Consider the following 22,834-nt stretch of genomic DNA (forward strand, 5'->3'; position numbering starts at 1 on the left):
GATTAAATGTTTGGACGTGTAATGAAAAGAGGGTTCTTGTTCTTTCTTATGATCAGTTTAGTGTTAGGCAGCGGTGGTCAGTTTGCCGGCAAGGTCTACGCCGAGGATATAAATAGCTATGAAGCTGAAGCGGATGGGAATATTCTGACGGGTAATGCGTCAATTTCTGACCACCCAGCGGCTTCCGGAGGGAAAAAAGTTGGCGGCATGTATCAAGGCAGCTCCTTGTTGTTCAATAATGTGACCGTAAACGAGCCAGGGAATTATAAAATTACAGTGTATTATATTTCTGGCGATTCGCGCCCGTTTAATATCAGTGCCAATGGCGGTGACAAGCAATTTGAAGAACCGTCCAAGACTGTGGACTGGGATACGGTAGGCACTTATGATGTGACGCTTCCGCTGAACGCGGGTGCTAATACCATCTTGATCGATGACAACAACTGGTATTCTCCGGACATCGATAAGATCGTAATCCGTGGACTGGACGACAGCGATCCAGGTGAAGGACCCGGGGGTGACTGGAAGGAGAAGCTGCATGGGGTGATCATGGAAGCCGAGGCTACTGAGAATATGCTTACAGGCAACGCCAAAGTGGCGGACAGCAGTGTGGGCTCTGGCGGTAAAATCGTAACGGATCTGAACAAAAACAGTTCCTTACAGTTCACAAATGTTGCAGTACCAGCAGCGGGAACGTATTTAATCCGCATCTCCTATATTTCCGGCGATCAACGTCCTGTCTATATGCAGGTTAACGATGGACTGGATGAAATGATCGACCTGCCAAAGACGGCAAGCTGGAGCACCGTGGGAAACTATGATGTGGAGGCCTCTTTGGTAGAGGGTTTGAATACTATCACCTTCTCAGATCATGATTGGTATTCTCCAGATTTCGACCGGATAGAAATTATTCCTTATACCCTCAGCTATGAAGCAGAATCTCCACTCAATGATTTGACAGGTGAGGCCCAAGTTTCCGAAAGTCCGAATGCTTCGGGTGGTCAGAAGGTAGGGTACTTGAATAGCGGCAGTTCCATAACCTTCAACAAGATTACAGCCCCTATGACTGATGATTACCGAATCACAGTCGCCTATATTTCAGGTGACCCACGCAGCTTCTACGTTAGTGCGAATGGTGGAGCAGAGCAGTATTATGAGCTGCCCAAGACACCGGACTGGGATACGGTTGGAATGTATGAACTTACACTGTCACTGAACGAAGGCGAGAATACAATCAAATTTACAGATGGCAACGGGTATGCGCCAGATCTGGACCGAATTATAGTTGAACCAGCCATGGGTGTGGATCCTAATCCCCCAGTAGAGGAGGACGGTGATTTAGGAACACCGGGCGCTTCGAAGAACTACGGAGCTATCACAGTTACCGAATATACTTACGGATTGCTTGTATCAAATGGCCAATATGAAGTGTCCTATAATACCAAGTCTGGATATGCAAGCTATAACTGGGCTGACGGACAGAAGCTGCATGGGATCTATAGCAGTATCAAAATCGGCGATACGCTCGTTGAGACTACAAGCTATGAGAGTCATACAAGTGTTGGTGCTCCGGTAGACATTCAGGATGGTTTCGGCAAAGGCGTGGAGCTAACTTTTGTCCACACTTCCACAGGAAAACCGACGTTAAAGCAGGTCTACAAGTTTTATGACGATCAAAAGTATTTTCTGACCCGTCTGGATGCGGCCAGCGATACAGCGGTCAAGACCAACTATATGTCACCTATTACCGTAAAACGTACAGGTGGTGTGGATATCGGAGCTAGTGCGGATAATCGTGTGCTTACGGTTCCTTTTGACAACGATGCTTGGATTCGTTATAAATCTCAATCTATGAATCGTGCAGATACCAGCTATGAGATGACGACTGTGTTTAACAACTCGACACGCAGCGGCCTTGTGCTTGGCTCTGTAACTCATGATAACTGGAAGACAGGCATCGACTGGAAAGGTTCCTCCAATCGGCTGAATGAGCTGGTCGTATATGGGGGTGCAGCTAGTGATGTTACCCGGGATACCCAGCCTCATGGCAGCTTAAGTGGAACAAACTTGTCCTCACCTATGATCATGGTAGGGGCCTTCAGTGATTACCGTACAGGGCTTGAGGAGTATGGCAAAGCTAATGCGATCATTACACCTGCACTTGCGCTAAACCCCGAGCTGCCACAAGGCGTACCGGTTGGTTTTAATAGCTGGGGAGCTTACGAGGGTACGCTTTCATATCAGGATGTAGTGGATGTCTCCAATTACTATAAAGAGAATCTGCAAAATTTCAATAATAACGGCAATGTATTTATTAACATGGATTCTTATTGGGATAATCTGAATGATAAGCAGCTGACTGACGCCGTATCGGTTATTAAAGGGAATGGCCAGCATGCGGGTATTTATTGGGCACCGTTTGTATACTGGGGCAACAATATGGACCAGATTGTAGAGGGAACTGACAATAAATATACTTACGGCGATATTGTCCTTAAGGATGCCGCGGGTCAACCGCTGCCGACTCTGGACGGGGCTTTTCCTTTGGATGTAACACATCCTGGTGCCCAATTGCGCATGAACTATTTTTTGGACAAATTTAAAGCTCTGGGCTTCACCTTCATCAAATTGGATTTCTTAACGCATGGTTCGCTTGAGGGGCAACATTTCGATCCAACTATAACGACAGGAATCCAAGCTTATAATGAAGGAATGCGTTATGTGAAAGAACGTCTGGATGGAAAAATGTTCATTAGCGCATCAATTGCGCCAATTTTCCCGAGCCAATATGCGCATAGCCGACGAATTTCCTGCGACACCTACGGCAAGATCAATGAAACCGAATATATGCTGAATTCATTAACCTATGGCTTTTGGCAAAATGGCACGATCTACACCTACACCGATCCTGATCATTTGGCATTGGCCCGTGCTACCAGCTTGACTGAAGCGCGTACCCGTATGAACTCTGGCGTTATCGCTGGAACAGTACTGCTTGGCTCTGACGATGTTAACGATCCAAAAGCACAGGAGTACATGACCGCTTTGTTCAACAACAAGGATGTTCTCGATTTAGCTTTAAAAGGAAAAGTGTTCAAGCCACTTGAAGGAAATACAAACGCCAATGCCGCCGATACTTTTGTTATGAAGGATGGCAATGATTATTATCTGGCCGTATTCAATTACAGTGCATCTGCTTCGGCAGATAAGCAAGTTGATCTTGGCCGCGCTGGATTGGATACTGCAGAGATTTATACTACGCAAGATCTCTGGACAGGAGAAGTTTCCTCTGCCACAGGAACTATGAAATTGTCCTTGCAGCCGACAGAGTCGAAATTGGTAAAATTGACGGCTGCACCTAAGCAAGTAACCGGTATAACACTGGATGAGACAGAGCTTTCGTTGACCGCTGGTGAAACCGGCAAGTTGACGGCTACAGTATCGCCGGATGATGCGACGGATAAAGCAGTACTCTGGACTTCGAGTGATACCTCTGTAGCTACCGTAGTGTACGGAACAGTAACCGCTGTAGAAGCTGGAAAGGCCACCATTACTGTGGAAACGGTAGACGGTGGCTTCAAAACATCGGCAGAAATCACAGTCAAAGAGGCCTCTACAGGAGAGCCGGGAAATCCAGGAGAACCGGGAAATCCAGGAGAGCCTAGTAATCATGGGAATCCAGGAAACAATGGGGGTACCTCTGACAGTACTTCGGGTCAAGAGAATGCTGCGGGCACTTTGATTCTCATGCCAGATATGCTGAAAGTGGACAGTGCTTCTGGTCAGGTAGTGGTTGAGATTAAAGGGGATATTCAGCAAGTTCAGTTATCCTCTGCTGTAGTCCGACAGTTGGCGAACCACACCCTAGTTTTGAATGCGGGTAAGCTCTCCTTGCAGGTACCAGCGGAGCTAATTCACCAGCTACAAAACAAGCTGCCAGAGGGACAGTGGGAAGATAGCACGATTGCACTGAAGATGGTGAACCTCAGCAGCAAGGCCGATGAGTTGGTTGCTACAGTGGCTAGTTCTACTAATGCGGCTGTTGTACTCAAGGGAGACATCTATGAATTTAGTCTTTCTATTACCACCAAGTCAGGCATTACAGACACACTCGCTACATTTGATAAGCCAATAACACTCATCATGCCAGTGGCAGAAGGCTTCAATGCTAAACGAGGCGGTGTTTATTATATCGCGGACAATGGCAGGCTGGAATATATTCAAGCTGATTATGCTAACGGTGTATTAAAAGCTGAGGTCAGCCACTTCAGCAAATATGCTGTGCTGGAGTTGAACCGCATCTTTGTCGATGTTCCGGCCAATCACTGGGCTAACCCAGTAATCCAAGAGCTGGCGTCCAAGCTATATGTGCAGGGCACAAGCAAAGAAAAGTTTGAACCAAGCCGGGCAGTTACACGTGCCGAGTTCACCTCGATGCTTGTTCATGCCCTTGGACTGACCGCGACAGGAAAAGAAAGCTTTGCTGATGTTGCTCCATCCGCCTGGTATGCGGAGCCTATCTCAATCGCTTACAAGGCGGGAATCGTGAGTGGCAGAAGTGCGTCCAAGTTTGAGCCGGGCGCACAGATTACCCGTGAAGAAATCACGGTGATGCTAATGAAGGCTTACGAGCTGAACAACGGCGTAACAGCCAATGGTGCAACAACCGACGGCGTAACAACCAACGGTGCAACAACTAACGGCGCAACAACCAATGGTGAAACAACCAACGGTGCAACTGCCGCAGCGTTCACCGACATGAATCAGGTGTCTGCTTGGGCCACTTCTTCTGTAAATGAAGCGGCCAGTCTAGGACTGATTCAAGGTCAAAGTCATGAACGGTTTGCACCAAAAGGAATCGCTTCGCGCGCAGAAGCGGCTCAAGTGATCTATAATTTGATTTTGAAGTAAGCTGAAATGACTACAAAAGAGCGACTCTCCATTAACCGAAGAGTCGCTCTTTTGATAGATCAGTTGATGAAATTAGCTACTTTATCGAACTTTGCTAATAGATATTACATTACTGTTTGGTACATTGCTGTTCGGCAGTTACTAATACCGCACTTTACTATCTATCGGAACTTACTCCAGCAAAGTAGAATCCCGTGCAAAAGTCGAGCACACCCCAGCAAAGTAGAATCCCGTGTAAAAGTAGAACACACTCCAGCAAATTAGAATCCCGTGCAAAAGTCGAACACACCCCGGCAATGTAGAATCCCGCGCAAAAGTCGATCACACCTCAGCAAAGTAGAGCACATCCCGACAAAGTAGATCATAGTTAGAACACATCGGACCGTATCGCAGCTATTTCGGAAATTTGAGTCATTTTACTAAGATTTCGGACTGTATAGCTCTTATTGCTATAAAAATGTCCAGAATTACTGTGCAAAAGAGACAATAGCTGCATCTGAGTCCGATAGTCGAGCAAAGTACCCTGATTCATCGAAATAGGGTCCCTCGGTCCGATGCGTATGAGGAAGGAGTATAAGTTGAACACACCTCAGCAAAGTAGAATCCCGCACAAAAGTAGAACATACCCAGCAAAGTAGAATCCCGCGCAAAAGTAGAGCATACCCAGCAAAGTAGAATCCCGCGCAAAAGTCGAACACACCCCGACAAAGTAGATCATAGTTAGAACACATCGGACCGTATCGCAGCTATTTCGGATATTTGAGCTATTCTACAAAGGTATCGGACTGTATAGCTCTTATTGCTATAAAATTGTCCGAAATTGCACTGCAAAAGCGTCAATAGCTGCATCTGAGTCCGATAGCCGAGCAAAATGCCCTGATTCATCGAAATAGGGTCCCCTCGGTCCGATGCGAATGAGGAGGGAGCATAAGTCGAACACACCTCAGCAAAGTAGAATCCCGCGCAAAGTCGAACACATCGGACCGTATTGCAGCTATTTTGGATATTTGAGTCATTTTACAAAGATTTCGGACTGTATAGCTCTTATTGCTATAAAATTGTCCAGAATTACTGTGCAAATGAGTCAATAGCTGCATCTGAGTCCGATAGTCGAGCAAAATGCCCTGATTCATCGAAATAAGGTCCCCTCGGTCCGATACGAATGAGCAGGGAGCAAATAGTACCGAGCGATCTAAACGATCCCATCGATCCTATCATATCCAAGGAGAAGCAAGCCAAACGATCCCCGCAATGGAGAATCCCCTCGTCACCGCTCCTACACCTCTTTTTGGGGTAAACGAATCTGCACAGTGGTGCCTATTCCTAGTCTGCTAAACACTTTAACGCCGTAGTGCTCACCAAATTTCAGTTTGATGCGGCGATCAACGTTAGTGATTCCGTACCCTCGTCCAGGCTTATCCTCAAGCAAAGAACTGAGCGTCTCGCGGCTCATCCCCATGCCATCATCGATTACTGACAAAATAATATCGTTCGCTTCCATGACACCTTTGATATGAATATTCAGCGGACTTTCTTGACTCCACACGGCATGCAGCACTGCATTCTCCACAAAAGGCTGTAAGGCAAGTTTGACTGTAGAGTAAGGCAGAATCGCTTCATCTACTGTGTAGGTAATGTTCAGTTGTCCTTTAAAGCGGATTAGCTGAATGGCGTTGTAGCTCTGGGTCAGCTTTAATTCCTCGTGGATGGTCAATATACTTTTCCCTTTATTCAGGGAGATTCGATAAAACTTGGCTAGATGAAGCACCAAATCTTGTATACGCGTATCTTGATGTTTTAGGGCAAGCGACGAGATGGAACCCAGTGTGTTGTACAGAAAATGAGGGTTGATCTGCGCTTGCAGCAGGTCAAGCTCGGCTTCCTTGCTCTGCAGCTCCTTCTGATACACCTCGGTAATGAGACTTTTGAGCCGGGTGGTCATTTGCTTGAAGGCAAAATGCAGCTGGCCAATCTCATCATTTCCCAAATGTTCTTCTGTACTATGATTGAAATCCCCCCGTTCCAGGCGGCGGATCATCCGGATTAAAGTACGGATACGCTTGCTGAATAGCGACGCCGTAATGTAAATCAGCAGGAGGGCCACGCCAATAAAGCCCAGGGAGATTTTGATAATCAGATCTGAGAGTGATTTAGCATCCTGAATAATGCTGTCATAAGGGAAGATGGACACGGTTTTCCATCCATTTTTGAGCGTGTTATAGACGGCGAAAGCCTTTACCCCTTTGTAAGTTGTGTCAAATCTGCCCGATGGCGATTCATCGAATTTCTGATCAAGCAATTCCGGCAGGCTCGTATTTAATAAGTGCTTGTCTGCTGCTGAGAGAATAAGCCCTTTGTCATTAATAATAAAAATATCTTTCCCGCCCGCTTCTTCCTCCATTAAAGAATAGATTACCGATTCGGAGATTCTGAAGACCAGAATACCGTAGGGATATTGATTGCGGTTATTGTTCAAAAATCTTGCTAAGGTAAACATGGCCGGACTATCTTCGGTTTGCGGTGAGGACAGATGAATGATATTCCCGTGTGACTGCTGAAGCTGCTTGAACAGCTCGGTCTCTTTAACCTCAGCTGTTACCGGCTTGATATAGTAATCATCTTTGGGAAGTGATTCATTGTCCGAATAAATGAAAACGCTATCAAAATCAGGATAGGCAGTCATTATCGTGTCCATGCGGTTGCCTATATATTGATAGACATCCAGATAAGAAGGATCATCCTGGTATTCACTCGTGAGGTAGCTGGCAAGTCTGTTATCCAGGTAGATGGAAGCTGAAATATGTTCATAGCTGTCCAGCTTGTTTTCCAAATTTTTATTAATCTGAGCTGTTGAATTCATCATATTGCTGTAAATCTGATCCGTTAATTTTGATTTTGTTAATTCGTAGGAAAGGTAGGCGAAAAGCATCATCGGAATAATGGTCACTAGCACAAATACGCTGAACAGCTTGGAACGAAAGCTCAAATCAATAAAAGGCATATAAATATATTTCCTATATATATGGCGCATAGAAGAAGTCCCTTCTTTACTGTAAATTCGCTGTTTGCCATGTTCATCATAGCAGACTGAATATCGAAATCCAATGCTCGAATCTGCCGAAACTCCTTTAAAAAGCGCTATCATTCGGAGGATTGAAGTATAGAAAGCCACCTGTTGCGGACTTAAGATGAATAGGAGAGAAGTTGAATCGAGATGTGGCTCGACATGCTGCGCTAAATAAAAAGGGAGGGTATTTGATGCATAAAGCAAGCGCTATCAAAACAGTCAGAGGCAATAATCTGTGGTACAGATTAAAAGAGCAGAAATGGTTATTTTTGCTGATGCTGCCTGCCTTAATTGCGACATTGCTATTTTCTTATGGTCCTATGTTTGGGATGTATATGGCGTTTACGAATTATCAGCCGGGCGGAGGAACGTTTTTTCAACAATTTTTCCATGCAGAGTTTGTAGGCTTCAAGTGGTTTGAGTATTTCTTTACTACCGGAGATTTCTACCGTGTAATGCGTAATACGCTCGCTACAAGCTTGCTGACCTTGTTATTCGGATTTCCAGCGCCGATCATCCTCGCACTTGTACTGAATGAAGCTAGGCAGGGATTTTTCAAAAGATTTGTACAGACGGTTTCTTATCTGCCGCATTTTATCTCATGGGTTATCGCTGCAAACATCGTGATTACGCTGCTGGCTTCTGATGGGATGTTTAACAATTTACTGGTGACGTTGGGCATTGTTCAGGAACCGGTTGCTTTTCTACAAAATGGACCGCTATTCTGGTGGATTATCGCTTTGTCCAACATGTGGAAGGAAATGGGCTTCAGCGCCATTATGTATCTTGCTGCAATTTCCGCTATTAATCCAGAGCTATACGAAGCAGCAAGAGTGGATGGAGCCAGTCGCTTCCGGCAAATGTGGCATATTACGTTGCCAGCCTTGCGTCCAACCATTGTTATTTTAGGGATTCTAGCCGTCGGAGGCATTTTGAATGCGGGCTTTGAACAACAATACCTGCTGCAAAATAATACCGTGCTTGAGTATTCAGAGGTTATCGATATTTATGCATATAAATACGGGCTACAAAACAGCATGTTCTCCTACGGGGCGGCCGTTGGGGTATTTAAATCCGTGATTGCCTTCATACTTGTTGTAATTGTGAATCGTATTTCTAGAAAAGTGAACGACCAAGCGTTGTTCTAAACACGAAAAAGAGAGGAGCGCTTGTGATGATTTCGAATAGATACGGGGATCATATTTTTAAATTTATAGTTTATTTCATTCTTATACTTGTGTTGTTAGTTACCTTTCTGCCTTTTTGGAATATTCTCGTTCTTTCATTAAATGCTGCTGAGGATACCGTACGTGGTGGCGTCTATTTATGGCCCAGAGTCCTCACCTTTGATAGCTACAGTCAAATCTTAAAAGATAGCGAGATTTTGAATGGCTTATGGGTTACTGTCAAACGTACCGTAATTGGAGCGCCGCTATCTGTCCTTGTCATTACGATGCTTGCTTATCCGCTAAGCCGCCGGAATTTGATGGGACGTAAAGGATGGAATCTATATTTTGTCTTCACGATGTATTTTGGAGGCGGACTGATTCCTTATTACATGGTGCTTAAAGCGCTGAATATGATTGACACGTTTTCCGTATTTATTTTGCCAGGGCTGATGAATGTCTTCTATATGATTATTGTCCGTACCTTTATGGAGGGGCTGCCTGGTGAGATCGAGGAGTCGGCGAAGGTAGACGGGGCGAATGACCTGACGATTTTCTTCCGGATTGTTCTACCTTTGACCACACCCGTGCTTGCGACTGTAGGACTTTTTCAGGCAATCTCACATTGGAATTCGTGGTTTGACTCCTATGCGTTTACCTATAGTTCTGACTTAAAGACCTTACAAGCCGTACTCGTAAAAATATTAAGCCAATTCCAAACCGGAGGCATGGTATCGCAATCGCAAATGCTAGCTAACTCGGCTAAGCGGAATGCGGTTTCAAGTGATACTATCCGGATGGCAGCGACGATGGTGGCAACATTGCCTATCGTACTGGTATACCCATTCCTGCAAAAGTACTTTGTTAAGGGTATGACTTTGGGAGCGGTTAAGAGTTAATATGATTAAATAAATGGCGGCCCTGAAGGGGGGTGAGCGGACAGACTTGCTTGGTTGCTTGATAGACTTATGAAGTAACTTACTTAATGGGAGGAATTAGGGTGTCTATGATAAAGAAAAACAAATGGTTGAACGTGAGTATTACTGCAGCATTAGCCGTTGGTGTATTAGCGGGTTGTGCTTCAAATGATGGAAAAAACAATACAAACCAAACGGCCGGAGACGATAAAAAACAAGAGCCGATTACATTGACCTGGTTTGATTCAAATACCAAGGGTGAGCCTTTCACTGATGCTATTGCGCAAGAAATCACCAAAAAAACGGGCATTTCGATCTCAATACAGCAGCCAACGGGTAATCCTACGGAAAAGCTGAGCTTGATGCTAGCCAGCGGTGACTATCCAGATGTAGTTGTAATGAGCCGGGGTGATGCTTCTCTCGATAAATACATTACAAGTGGCGCATTTATAGCGCTCGATGAGTTAATTGAGAAAAGTGGACCAGACATTAAAGAAATGTACGGCGACACATTGATCAAAACACGTTATAAAGATGGAAAAAACTATTACCTAGCTAACTGGTATGGCCTGGATAGTGATCCTGTTTTCGGTATGCTGATGAGAAAAAATCTGGTTGCTGACCTGGCTCCAGATAAGGCAGATGGCTCCACCCCACTCACAACGGATGAGTTTGAAGCACTTTTAAAGAATTTTAAAGAGAAAAACAAGACAATTGATGGAAAAGAAACTGTTCCAATGACGATGAACGGTGAAAATATGGGCGCCAACCTGGGTACATTTAAAGGGATGTGGGGTCTGAGAACCTACTACGATAATAATGGAACATTACAATATGATGTTAAGGATCCAAAGTATCGCGAGATGCTGCTTTATGTGAACAGTCTGTATAGAGAAGGTCTAATCGAAAAAGAATTTGCCATCAGCAAAACACAAACCTGGATTCAAAAGCTGGCTACCGGCGCAGTGTTCTCCACACCAGGCGCATACTGGGACCCAGGTAACGCAAATGGTACTCTGAAGAAGGATGGCGGAGATGATAATCAGTTCTTCCCGTACAAGGTTGTAGCACCAGGCACAGAGACCTCCCAAACAACATTCGGACCAAGAAGCTCACTTGGATGGGATGCTATTGCCATTACGAAAAATAACAAACACCCTGAAGAAACTATCAAGCTGTTCAACTACCTAGCGAGTGACGAAGGACAACATTTGCTGCTATGGGGTAAGGAAGGCGAGCAGTACACCATGGTGGATGGAAAGAGACAACCAGACCCTGCATTCCTGCAAAGCTTCAAGGATAACTGGGACGATGCTGTGAAGAAGAGTGGTGTTCGTAAATGGTTGTGGTTTGTTAAAAATGGTCTGGATGCCAATGAACAGCCATACGATATGGCCGTTAAATACCAACGTAGTGAAATTGACGAAATGGCCATTAAGAGCCTTGGAGATTCTGTATGGGATACAGCAGAATTTGATAACTTAGGTCCTGACGGCGGAACGCCTGAAGCGCTGACCGCGCAAAAAGTAAAAGATATTATGGACCAAAGCATTACGAGAGTAATCATCGCTCCTTCTGAAGCCGAAGCCAATTCTACATTCGACAAGATGCTTGCGGATATGAAAAAAGCTGGGGATGAAAAAGTAGAAGAAATCTTCAATCAGAAGTATAGCGAACGTATGGAATTGTGGAACTCAAAATAATATATTTATCTATGTAAAAGCTTCCTCTCTGCATTTCAGCAGAGGGAAGCTTTTTTTGTTGTATAAAAAAACTAAACCAGCCGATTAACATGTGCATTCCTGCGGAAATCAAGCGGGGCTTGATGATAGAATTTTTTGAATTGATGATAGAAATGACTGACATTCTCGAAGCCGGATTCCAAAGCGATATCGACCACACGCAGCTCGGTAGTGAGCAGTAGGTTGCGGGCTACATTGAGCTTTAGCTGGTTGATATATTCCGTAGGTGTCTGGTTCAAGTATTGCCGGAAGGCACGGTTCACATGGCCGGCGCTTCTCCCTGACAGCTCGTACAAGGCATGAGGTCCACGGTGCAAATTATCCTTTAAATGCATTTTGGTTATGGCATGCTCTAGCCAGAGCGGGAATTCTGGTTGAGCGACTGTCTCTGCGGAGAAAAAATGCTGGGTGAGTGTATCGACGAGCAGGCCTTTTAGAAAAATCCGGGACTTAACCTTGTCTAGGGTTGATAGGATTCGAATGCGTTCCATAGAACGGATGAAACTAGCCATTTCCAGCTGAGATAACATGGCGATTCGGGGGAGAGGCGTGTTCAGCAATCCGTGCAAAAACTCCTCTTCATTCAGATAAGTTAAAGCATCTTCAATGAGGCTTTTGCGGCAGGGAATGTTCAGGAAACGGCAATCGCTATCACCATCTGCTTCATATCTGTGGGTATCACTGGGCCGAATAAAGACAAGGCAGCCCGTCTGAAGCAGCTGCGCTGTCCCGTTAACAATATGCTGACATCTGCCTTCTGTGAGAATGAAAAATTCATAGAAATCATGCGTATGCTCTGGAGATACCTGACTTAAGGACTCCACCCAGAAAGGGTCTGCTAGTAGTTCAGGATTCATATGGCTTGCCTCGGTGTATTTGAGCATGTTCGTCCTCCAGGGTATTAGTGATGTTAAAATAGCACATGATTATCGAGAACACAACACAAGAAATATAAAGATATTATTGATAGACTTGATCTATAAGAAGGCAAAATAGCACATTTTGGAGGCGGAGAAAATGCATCTTGTAGATATAAATGGAAAATGGAAAATGAGACGTCTGCATGAGCCGAGTTGGCTGGAGGCTAGTGTGCCAGGTTCTGTCTATCACGATTTATTGAATGCCGGAGAAATGCCGGATCCGTTCTATCGTGAGCAGGAATATGAGGTTCTGGAATTATCCAATGACGATTACGAATATCAGCGTTGCTTTCAAGTGGAAGCTGAAGTGTTACAGCATGACTGCGTATTTCTGCTGTGTGAGGGGCTGGATACGTTATGCGAGCTTTTTGTGAATGGAACTAACATTCTGAACAGTGATAATATGCACCGGACGTATGAAGTGGACATTAAGTCAGTGTTGAAGCAAGGCGATAACACCATTCACGCGATTTTTCGTTCCCCAGTGGAATTTGCTCTGCGGAAGCAAGCGGAGCTGCCGCTTAGCAGTTGTGCTGATGCAGTGGAGGGAATATCCCATCTGCGCAAAGCACATTCCATGTTCGGCTGGGACTGGGGTCCGAAGCTACCCGATCTTGGAATCTGGAGAAGTCTCTCCATTCAGGGGTATGACAGTGCCCGTGTTGACGATGTTTATATTACACAATTTCACGAGCCGGATAAGGTTACTCTGGATGTTCGGGTAAGAACAGAGAGCTGGCAGGAGGTTGAACGGGAAATCGTAGTCAGCGTTCACACTCCAGCAGGTGTGGCCGTTGAACGTCGTGTGTTCGAAACTGCCGGAGAAGATCATCATATTACACTGGAAATTATCGAGCCAGAGCTGTGGTGGCCGAATAATCTGGGTGCACAACCCCTGTATAACGTCGAGGTTGTGCTGTTACAGAAGGGACAGGAGCTGGATCGTCGAGAACTGCGGATTGGATTAAGAACGATTTCTGTGAAGCAGGAAGAAGACCAGTGGGGACAATCATTCGCTTTTGAAGTCAACGGCGTGCTTATCTTTTCTACAGGTGCTGATTATATTCTGGAAGATAATCTTCTGCCTCGCGTGACTATGGAACGCACGGATCGCCTGCTCCAAAGCTGCGTGGCTGCTAACTTTAATACTATTCGCGTATGGGGTGGCGGTTATTATCCTGACGATTATTTTTATGATCTATGCGATGAATATGGGCTTATTGTCTGGCAGGATCATCTGTATGCCTGTGGAATCTATGCTCTGACAGAATCTTTTGAGGACAATATCACACATGAGACGATCGACAACATGAAGCGCCTGCGCCATCACGCATCGTTAGGCTTGTGGTGTGGCAACAACGAACAGGAGATGGCTTGGGTCGATTGGGATTGGGAGAATCATTATTCGCTCCAGCTAAAGGCCGACTATATCAAGCAATATGAAGTGCTTCTGCCGGCTATCGCTAAGGAAGTTGATCCCAATACCTTTTACTGGCGTGCCTCTCCTTCCTCTAAAGGAAGCTTTGATAAGCCGAATGACGAGAACTATGGAGACATGCATTACTGGGGAGTTTGGCATGGCAAGGAGCCTTTTACCGATTACCGGAAGCTCTATCCGCGTTATATGTCTGAGTTTGGCCTGCAATCCTTCCCAAGCTTGAAGACGATTGAATCCTTTACGCTGCCGGAGGATCGCAATATTTTCTCCTATGTCATGGAGTCCCACCAAAAGAACAATACCGGAAATGAGAAAATTCTCTATTATATCGGCGAGACCTACAAATATCCGAAGGATTTTGAATCTATTCTCTATGCGTCCCAGCTTATCCAAGCCGAAGGCATGCGCTGTGGCGTAGAGCATTGGCGTAGACATAGAGGGCGCTGCATGGGCGCATTGTATTGGCAGTTGAACGATTGTTGGCCGGTTGCCTCTTGGTCTAGCATCGATTATTATGGCCGGTGGAAAGCAATGCATTATACGGCTAGACGTTTTTTTGCTCCAGTTCTTGCTTCTGCACATGACGAAGGAACCGTAGTTTGTCTGCATGTCTCTAATGAGAGCCGAGAGAAAGTGAGCGGTGAATTAAGATGGAGACTGCTTACTCCGACATCAGAGGTTCTAATGGAAGGTGCGAAGTCGGTGAAGATTGAGGCTTTAAGCAGTGCCGAGTTCGATCGGCTTGATTTTGGTCATGTCTTGGATACAAAAGAGAAGAAACGTGAAGCCTATCTGGAATATGTATTTGAGGTAGAGGGGGAGACGATAAGCGGGGGAACCGTCTTGTTCGTTAAGCCGAAACACTTCAGCTTTGTTGATCCTGAGCTTGAAGCCGTAGTCACAGAGGAAGCAGAACAATTCGTTATTACTGTGAAGTCAAAAGCATATGCCCGTTTCGTTGGACTTGATTTCAAGGAAAGAGATGCGATCTTCAGTGATAGCTATTTCGACCTGTCAGCTGGCATTTCAAGAATCGTTACGGTTGCCAAAAAAGATCTCGATAAACCAGCTACAGCTGAGGAACTGCGTGCCCAGCTTACTGTACGTTCCGTCTTTGATATTTAAGCAAAAGGTTATTTTCCTACTATATCTTAGGCTACCAATCTCCAAATGACAGTTTGATGATATATATTCTAGTGGTTTAGATCCTGTGTATAGATAGATCAATATTTTACTATAATAGGTATAGATATTAAGATTGTATCCCCTTCCATTTCACTCTAAAATAGACTTCGAAGAAGCATTAACTACAAACAATAAACGTTCTATTGAGCTACCTTAAGGAGAGTGCAAACATATTATGGGTATTTATTATGACGACAACCGCAAGGTGTTTCATTTACAGTCAGAGAAATCCAGCTATATTATTGAAATGATCAAAGGTGTTATTCCAGCGCATGTCTACTGGGGCCCAAAATTGGCAGGGAGAGAATTTCAACACCCGTTGAATTTGGTGGAACGTTGCTCTTTTAGTCCAACTTATTTGCAGGAGGATAAAAATATCTCCCTCGACACCTTGCCAAGCGAATTCCCTTCCTATGGAAACGGGGATTTCCGCGAACCGGCACTGGAGGTTCACCTAGTAGATGGCACGACCGTAACGGATTTCCGTTATAAGAGCTACACCATTAATAAAGGAAAACCTGCACTCAAAGGTCTGCCTGCTACTTATGTTGAAAGTGATGAAGAAGCAGAGACCTTGGAAATTATACTGCAAGATGATAAAACAGGATTGATCGCTGCCTTGAGCTATACCGTATTTAACGATCAGGATGTTATAACACGTTCCGTGCGGATTGAGAATCTGGGTAAGGACAATCTGGTTTTGAAAAGAGTATTAAGTGCGAATGTTGACTTCCATGATTCTGACTATGACATGCTGCAATTATCCGGTACTTGGACTAGAGAACGCCATATTCACAAAAGACCCCTCGTTCCTGGCATCCAGCGGATTGACAGCAAACGCGGCTCCAGCAGCCATCAGCAGAATCCTTTTATGGCCTTGCTTGCAAAAGATGCGACAGAGGACCATGGCGAAGTTTATGGATTCAGCCTTGTGTATAGCGGGAGTTTCCTCGCCCAAGCAGAAGTGGATCAATACGGAATTTCCAGAGTAGGGATCGGTATTCAACCTTTCAACTTTCAGTGGTTGCTTGAACCGGGCGAATCCTTTCAGGCACCTGAAGCAGTATTAGTAAGATCCAGTGAAGGGCTTGGCGGTTTATCGAGAACCTATCACCGTCTGTATCGGACCCGGTTATGCAGAGGTGAATTCCGCGATAGCAAGCGTCCTATTCTGATCAACAACTGGGAAGCGACTTATTTTAATTTTAACGCGGATAAAATCAAAGAAATTGCTAAAGCAGGCAAAGAGCTAGGCCTGGAGCTGTTCGTGCTGGATGACGGCTGGTTCGGCAAACGTGATAACGACGACAGCTCCCTGGGAGATTGGGTAGAGGATCGTCGCAAGCTGCCTGAAGGTCTTGGAAAGCTAGGCGAAGATATCACGGCAATGGGCATGGAATTCGGATTATGGTTCGAGCCAGAAATGGTATCGCCTGAAAGTGATCTTTACCGTGAACATCCAGACTGGTGTCTCCATGTACCTGGGCATAAAAGTTCATTAGCCCGCCAGCAGCTAGTGCTGGATTTATCCCGTAAGGATGTATGTGATTATATCGTCGAGTCAGTTAGCTCGGTATTATCATCCGCTCCGATTACTTATGTGAAATGGGATATGAACCGGAATATGACGGAGATTGGATCAGCGCTTCTTCCAGCCGAACGTCAACGTGAAACGGCACACCGTTATATCCTTGGACTTTATGATGTGCTGGAACGTATCGTTTCCCGTTTCCCTCATATTTTGTTCGAAAGCTGCTCCGGCGGGGGCGGACGATTTGACCCGGGAATGCTGTATTATATGCCACAGACCTGGACTAGCGATGATACGGATGCAGTGGAAAGATTGAAGATCCAATACGGAACAAGTATGGTGTATCCTGCGAGTTCAATGGGTGCCCATGTGTCGGCTGTTCCTAACCATCAGGTACATCGTATTACACCTTTGGAGACACGTGGTCATGTCGCGATGTCGGGTAATTTCGGCTACGAGCTGGATTTGACCAAGCTTACTGAAGCTGAGCGCGAGGATATCCGCAAGCAGGTTTCGGAGTACAAGGAACTGAGAATGCTGATTCAGTACGGTGATTTCTATCGACTGCTTAGTCCTTTTGAAGGAAACGAGACGGCATGGATGTTTGTTTCCGCTGATAAAAAAGAAGCCTTCGCCACCTACTTCCAAGTTCTGGCCGGGCCTAATCCACCGTTGCGCAGATTGCGTCTGAAAGGACTCGACCCTGCGAAATCGTATAAGCTTGAGCTTAACGGCGGAGTATACAGAGGGGATGAGCTGATGCACTTCGGACTCACGCTTCCACAGCTTGAGGGCGATTTCAGAAGCCTACTTTTCGTGCTTAGAGAAGTTTAATCAAAAAAGGAGGGTGCCCCAAAAGCCATTGGCTGCTGAGCACCTTCCTTTTTTTTCTCCTTTTTTGAGTTCTTTTGTGACTAGCTGCGCGCCCGAAGCTGTTATTGGATGGGGTGTTTAGCAGAATGTTTACCTAGCCTTAGCCGGGGATAGCGGGCTCGAATAAGGGTGTTTAGCAAGATGCTTTGCTAGCCAGGTGCTGCCGTACGCGAATTAGTGCACCTTGTAAGTAGCTTGACGCCACTGGAATTGAGTGTTTATAACTCGAAGTCGGCGGGCTCAAATTGGTGCACCATGTAAGTTGCTTCCCCAGCCAACTCGGTGCTATCGGACTCAAATGCCGCTAACCGCAGTCTTTTCACACATTTGGAGTTTTATCGGACCGCATAGTCGCTATTGGCTCGAAAAGTACCTAATATGCACCTCTTTCGAAGGAATAGCTGCACTGGAGTCCGAAACAGTACTCAAAAGACGAAAAATTGGCAAATAGCGTCATCTGAGTCCGAAAGCGGCGGTAGAGGGGTGACACGGTGCTTTCGTATGCGAATTAAGGTGTTTAGAAGGATGTTTACCTAGGCGGGGGCTGCTGGACGCGAATTAGTACGACATGCAAGTTGCTTACCCAACCAACACGGTGCTATCGGACTCAAATGCCGCTAATCGCAGTCTTTTCACACATTTGGAGTTTTATCGGACCGCATAGTCGCTATTGACTCTAAAAGTACCTAATATGCATCTCTTTCGAAGGAATAGCTGCACTGGAGTCCGAAACAGTACTCAAAAGACGAAAAATTGGCAAATAGCTTCATCTGGGTCCGAAAGCGGGGGAGGGTGCTTGTGAGTTGGCACCACCAGATCTGAATGGTTACTACTTGCATCCATCGGCCCCGAATTAGCACCCCACGCCTGCCACGTCTGCCACACCTGCCACTCAGCTCTATCGAAGCCTAATAGATATGCCTAGCAACATCAATTTTCAAAAAACACATGTTTGGACAGGAACTCTAGGTCCTGCTCGCGGTAAGTGGAGGGGCTAACTCCAAAGTAGGAACGAAAGACTTTGCCGAAATAGCTGGCATTGTCAAACCCGGTGTCCACAGCGATCTGGTAGATCGTCTGATCTGTTGTTTTCAGCATAGATGCTGCCAGCTCGATCCGTCTCCTTCTTAAATACTCAAAGGGCGAGAGATTGATGTTTTTTTGAAATAGCCTGCAAAGATGATGTTTAGAAATTCCAACATGTGCGGCGACATCGTCTAAGCTAAGGTTATTATTGTGCAGATCATTTTTCATGAATTGTATAGCGGCATGGAGTTTGTCATTTTTTATATACGTGGTTAACAAACTCGGTTTCTTGAGGTATTTCTCCATGGACAATATCCACTGAAAGGCTTTCCCCGTTAGAAAATGCAAATCTCTTTCTTCATCAACCTGGATGTCCTTGAACATACTCCACAATAAATCCATCGGAACCGATTCCTGAGGGAGTTCTATAATAGGACCACCATGTGCGATCAGCTGGTTCCAGAGTGAAATAGCTAGAGGTCCTCGTACATTCAGCCAAATGAATTCCCAGGGCTCTGTACCTTTCTCCGGATAATAATATCTGTGTATACTGGGGACAGTCACTAGGAAAGCTTTGCCCTTCGTTAATGGGTGAACAACCCCGTCTATTTCAATTCTACCCTCTCCAGATAAGGTGTACTGAAAAATAACACAACTTCTCTCCGTCCGGTTCTGGCCGTTGAATGAATATGCCGGAGTTTCGGCTTGTTCCCAGCCAATAGAATCAAACAGAAGCATAGAAGCTTGTTCTTCCGAGCGAATGGTGTAGGAGGAGCGCAACATTAGCAGGTTTCCTTTCCATGGTTCGTTACTTCATTCAAAGTGTAAACTTTTTTGTTGATCTGTTCAATTTTTGTTTCATTTAATCTGCTGTCTTCGATATTGATAAGGCGTAATGCCATACTGATCTTTGAACAGCTTAATGAAATATTGTGGCTTTTTGTAGCCGACTAGATGTGAAATATCGAGCACATGTAAGTTGGAATCGATCAATAACTTGGAGGCCTTTTCCAAGCGTTTAGAAGAAATGTAGCTCGATAAATTTTCACCCGTCTCCTGCTTATAAAATTTGGACAGGTAAACAGGATGTAGGTGAACAATTTTCCCTAAGTCCTCCAGGCTCAAGCAATCACTAATATGATTGGAGATATAGGCTTGAATGGTATGAACAATGTTTTGATTGGAAAATTTAGCGCTTCTATCTAATTGGGTGAGACTCTGCAAGATGGATTGAAGAGCCGTATCTGGCTCTGATAATTGATTGAAAATCCAGTCTGCAACCTCAGCTGATTGGATTTTATCGGTTGTGGAATACAGCAAATTAATGAATTCGAGCAGGTAGAGGAGCTTTTGTTTTTTGACAGTGAGCTTGGCAAAGTTTTTTAAAATGTTTTTTCTGGTTTGTTCCCATTCTCCAAGCTCTAATTTAGGGAGAGCACTAGAGGCACTCAGCATAGTAAAGTCACTGGTCCCAATATTTTCATTAAAAAAGAAATGATAAAAAATATCCCGAACAGCATGCTTTTGAGAAAATTCAAACGGCTCGGAAAAAGAAATGGAATCGACGCTGCTTGCCACAGTTTCGGTATTGGATTCTGGAATAATTCCAGTAATGGCTGATGGAGTGATCCAAATAAAGTCCCGTCCACCATTATGATCTTTTAACATCATTTCATCTTTCCCTCTAGCCCCTGAGACGTGAAAAAAGCAAAAGTGCTCATTCCGTAAAGCAGTGTCGAGTGTGCTGTGATCATAACGTAGTGGGGAAGGTCCGCTAATAACAGAAAGCAAGTAACCTAGCCCATCTATCTTTTTCTCTGCCACTGGGGTTTTTGGGGGTTTCTCAGCGATATTCTTAATAACTTGACGCATGGCTTTTTCCATATCCTCTTTATCTACCGGCTTGAGTAAATAATCGAGTGCGCCCAGACGGATGGCTTGTTGTGCATAATCAAATTGAGAATAACCGGAAAGGAAAATTACCTTGGTATTGAGCTTTTTCTCATGAACATGATGCAGTAAATCAATGCCGGATACCTCGGGCATACGAATATCTGTAATAAGGATATCTATATGATTCTGATTCAATAGCTCCTTGGCTTCAATCGAATTTGTTGTCGTCTCAATATGCTCAATTCCAAATTTGCTCCAATCCAGCAGGTGTTTTAAATATTCAACGATGTAATGTCCGTCATCAACTATCAATAATCGCATATTGTCCTCCTTCATCCAGCGAGAAATCTATGAATGCCAGCACGGATAAACCACCCCAGTCATTGATGAAGAACCGCAGTCCGCTTAATTCACCATACGCATTTTTGAGGCGATGATGAATGTTCCAAAGACCAATTCCTCTTGATCCTTCAGGTGGGGATTCATTCTCAAGTCTGGCCATTAGCTGGTGTATTTCCTCAGCAGTAAGCCCCTTACCGTCATCGGCAACAATAATTAATGCTCCAGTATCAAGTTCTTTTACATCTATAGTAACGCGATAAGCCCCTTGCTGTTCTTCAATCCCATGCTGGATTGCGTTCTCGACCATAGGCTGGATAATCAGTGGCATAATCAGATGCTCTCCCAGTTCAGGAGGCAGGTTGATTTCATAATTTATTTTTTTGGAAAGTGACATGATGGATAAAAAATGATCGGCAAGCTGCAATTCAGAAGCCAACGTAACATTATCTGAATTCATTTTTGTTAAATAACGATAGTACTCTGCTAAATGCTTGCTCATCTGCATTACGGCTTCCGGTGAAGTTTTTGCCACTGCCATAATAAAAAACAGATTATTGTAAAGAAAATGTGGATTGATCTGAGCCTGTAGCTGTTTCACTTCGGCGTTTCTGCGCAGCTCGGTTTCTATTTTTAATGAAGCGAATAAAGCCTGTATTTTGGCGACCATGTGGTTAAAGCTTTTAAATAGACTATAAAATTGATTGTCCGGGTTCTCACTAATTCTGGTGCTGTAATTCCCTTGTTCCACTTGGTAGAATTTCTTGTCGAGCAAATATACATTACGATAGTAGTTTCGATAGAACATAAAAATCACGATAAGACCAATGATCAAGATCATTAAGATGCTGACAAAAAACACCTGTTTATTCCGGTTAAGCGGATTCAAAAAATCACTCATTCGCGTATAGGTAACAAGATACGTATCAATCGGCTCAATATACTTCGATAAAACATAATAATCGTCATCGTTGATATGATAGTCAAACTTTAGGATTTCATGTGCATTGGGTGTTATCGTCTCCTTGGCTTTTTCCTCGATTCGAATATCCACCGCTTTATTGCTAATCATTAAACTCTTGTTCACAAGTAAAAAGGCATTGGAGCTCTCGCCGTCACTCACTGCTTTTTCTAAAAGACTTGTTAAATACTCCTTTTTCAGCTTAACGCCCACGATGTACTGAATATTGGCAGGATTCTTAGGTTCATGAATATAAGGGTAGATTGAAAAATAATACAAATTGTTATTAACAATCTGCCAGCCTCGCTGCGTGACCTTCTGAAAGGGCTGTTTGGCAAGCGAATCATGACCCGTAAAAATAAAAGTGCCGTCCGATTTCCAGTAGATACCGATAGATTCAATCGCCTGACTGGAGAGAAGTGGTGCTGATATGCGGTCATAGATATCGTTTTTTTTCATCTGGGCATCGTAATTGTTCATCTCTTGTATTTTGCTTTGATAGAAACGTACGGAGGTGTCGGCTGTATATTGGATGCCATACAAACTTGCCTCAGAGATGATGCCATCCAGAATGCTTTCCGTATAGGCTAGCTGATTTTTGGAGGAGTTAACCAAGCTCTCTTGAATGGTTTTGGAACCTAGGGAGTTCATTACGAAAAACAAACTTAAGGTAAGTAAAAGGAAAAAAACGAAAAAATATATGAAACGTTTCATATTTACTTTTTTAATCATAAGCATTACTCCTGTCGCTAAGACTCGTGTGAATTCATCATAAGCCATATATTCCAAAAGAAAAAGAGAAGAGCTCTCGCAAAATGAAAGCGTTTATAAAGATGTTTAGCGAGTGGTTATGATATTTAATTTG

Annotated in this window: 11 protein-coding genes; 6 read left to right on the forward strand and 5 right to left on the reverse strand. The window is 44.5% G+C overall.

Annotated elements, in window-relative coordinates; all coding sequences use genetic code 11:
- Positions 1 to 6: 6 nt before the first annotated feature.
- The gene (locus MHH63_RS05165; protein ID WP_341171283.1) at positions 7 to 4,911 is read left to right on the forward strand and encodes an S-layer homology domain-containing protein; all 4,905 of its coding nucleotides are present in this window, start codon (positions 7 to 9) and stop codon (positions 4,909 to 4,911) included.
- A 1,276-nt stretch (positions 4,912 to 6,187) separates the two neighbouring features.
- Here the strand turns inward: MHH63_RS05165 and MHH63_RS05170 are convergent.
- Complete coding sequence (locus MHH63_RS05170; RefSeq protein ID WP_339169184.1) at positions 6,188 to 7,912, reverse strand: cache domain-containing sensor histidine kinase; 1,725 nt, start codon at positions 7,910 to 7,912, stop codon at positions 6,188 to 6,190.
- Positions 7,913 to 8,169: 257 nt separating this feature from the next.
- Here MHH63_RS05170 and MHH63_RS05175 point away from each other — a divergent pair, with 257 nt between their 5' ends.
- The 3 genes from MHH63_RS05175 to MHH63_RS05185 all read left to right on the forward strand — a co-directional run bounded on the left by MHH63_RS05175 (position 8,170) and on the right by MHH63_RS05185 (position 11,764).
- A complete protein-coding gene (locus tag MHH63_RS05175) occupies positions 8,170 to 9,126 on the forward strand; it encodes an ABC transporter permease (RefSeq protein WP_051491272.1) in 957 nt (318 codons plus the stop codon).
- A 26-nt stretch (positions 9,127 to 9,152) separates the two neighbouring features.
- Positions 9,153 to 10,043, forward strand: a complete 891-nt coding sequence (locus MHH63_RS05180) for a carbohydrate ABC transporter permease (protein ID WP_036683186.1) — start codon at positions 9,153 to 9,155, stop codon at positions 10,041 to 10,043.
- Positions 10,044 to 10,150: 107 nt separating this feature from the next.
- Positions 10,151 to 11,764 (forward strand): extracellular solute-binding protein, encoded by a 1,614-nt coding sequence (locus tag MHH63_RS05185; RefSeq protein ID WP_038574721.1) that lies wholly within the window; start codon positions 10,151 to 10,153, stop codon positions 11,762 to 11,764.
- A 71-nt stretch (positions 11,765 to 11,835) separates the two neighbouring features.
- Here MHH63_RS05185 and MHH63_RS05190 read toward each other — a convergent pair whose 3' ends face one another.
- Positions 11,836 to 12,687, reverse strand: a complete 852-nt coding sequence (locus tag MHH63_RS05190) for a helix-turn-helix domain-containing protein (RefSeq protein ID WP_341171284.1) — start codon at positions 12,685 to 12,687, stop codon at positions 11,836 to 11,838.
- Positions 12,688 to 12,853: 166 nt separating this feature from the next.
- Here MHH63_RS05190 and MHH63_RS05195 point away from each other — a divergent pair, with 166 nt between their 5' ends.
- Both MHH63_RS05195 and MHH63_RS05200 read left to right on the forward strand, forming a co-directional pair.
- A complete protein-coding gene (locus MHH63_RS05195) occupies positions 12,854 to 15,286 on the forward strand; it encodes a beta-mannosidase (protein ID WP_341171285.1) in 2,433 nt (810 codons plus the stop codon).
- A 235-nt stretch (positions 15,287 to 15,521) separates the two neighbouring features.
- The gene (locus MHH63_RS05200; protein ID WP_076304597.1) at positions 15,522 to 17,711 is read left to right on the forward strand and encodes an alpha-galactosidase; all 2,190 of its coding nucleotides are present in this window, start codon (positions 15,522 to 15,524) and stop codon (positions 17,709 to 17,711) included.
- Between the two features lie 969 nt (positions 17,712 to 18,680).
- Here MHH63_RS05200 and MHH63_RS05205 read toward each other — a convergent pair.
- From MHH63_RS05205 to MHH63_RS05215, 3 genes are all read right to left on the reverse strand, one after another.
- Complete coding sequence (locus tag MHH63_RS05205) at positions 18,681 to 19,559, reverse strand: helix-turn-helix transcriptional regulator (RefSeq protein WP_076186952.1); 879 nt, start codon at positions 19,557 to 19,559, stop codon at positions 18,681 to 18,683.
- Positions 19,560 to 19,634: 75 nt separating this feature from the next.
- Entirely contained in the window at positions 19,635 to 20,990 is a 1,356-nt protein-coding gene (locus MHH63_RS05210; RefSeq protein ID WP_341171286.1) for a response regulator transcription factor, read from the reverse strand.
- Positions 20,971 to 22,701: a sensor histidine kinase gene (locus MHH63_RS05215; protein WP_341171287.1), complete on the reverse strand. Its 1,731-nt coding sequence runs from the start codon at positions 22,699 to 22,701 to the stop codon at positions 20,971 to 20,973. The genes MHH63_RS05210 and MHH63_RS05215 overlap by 20 nt, the downstream gene beginning before the upstream one ends.
- Positions 22,702 to 22,834 lie beyond the last annotated feature (133 nt).

The organism is Paenibacillus sp. FSL H3-0310 (assembly GCF_038002785.1).
Lineage (GTDB): Bacteria > Bacillota > Bacilli > Paenibacillales > Paenibacillaceae > Paenibacillus_AQ > Paenibacillus_AQ odorifer.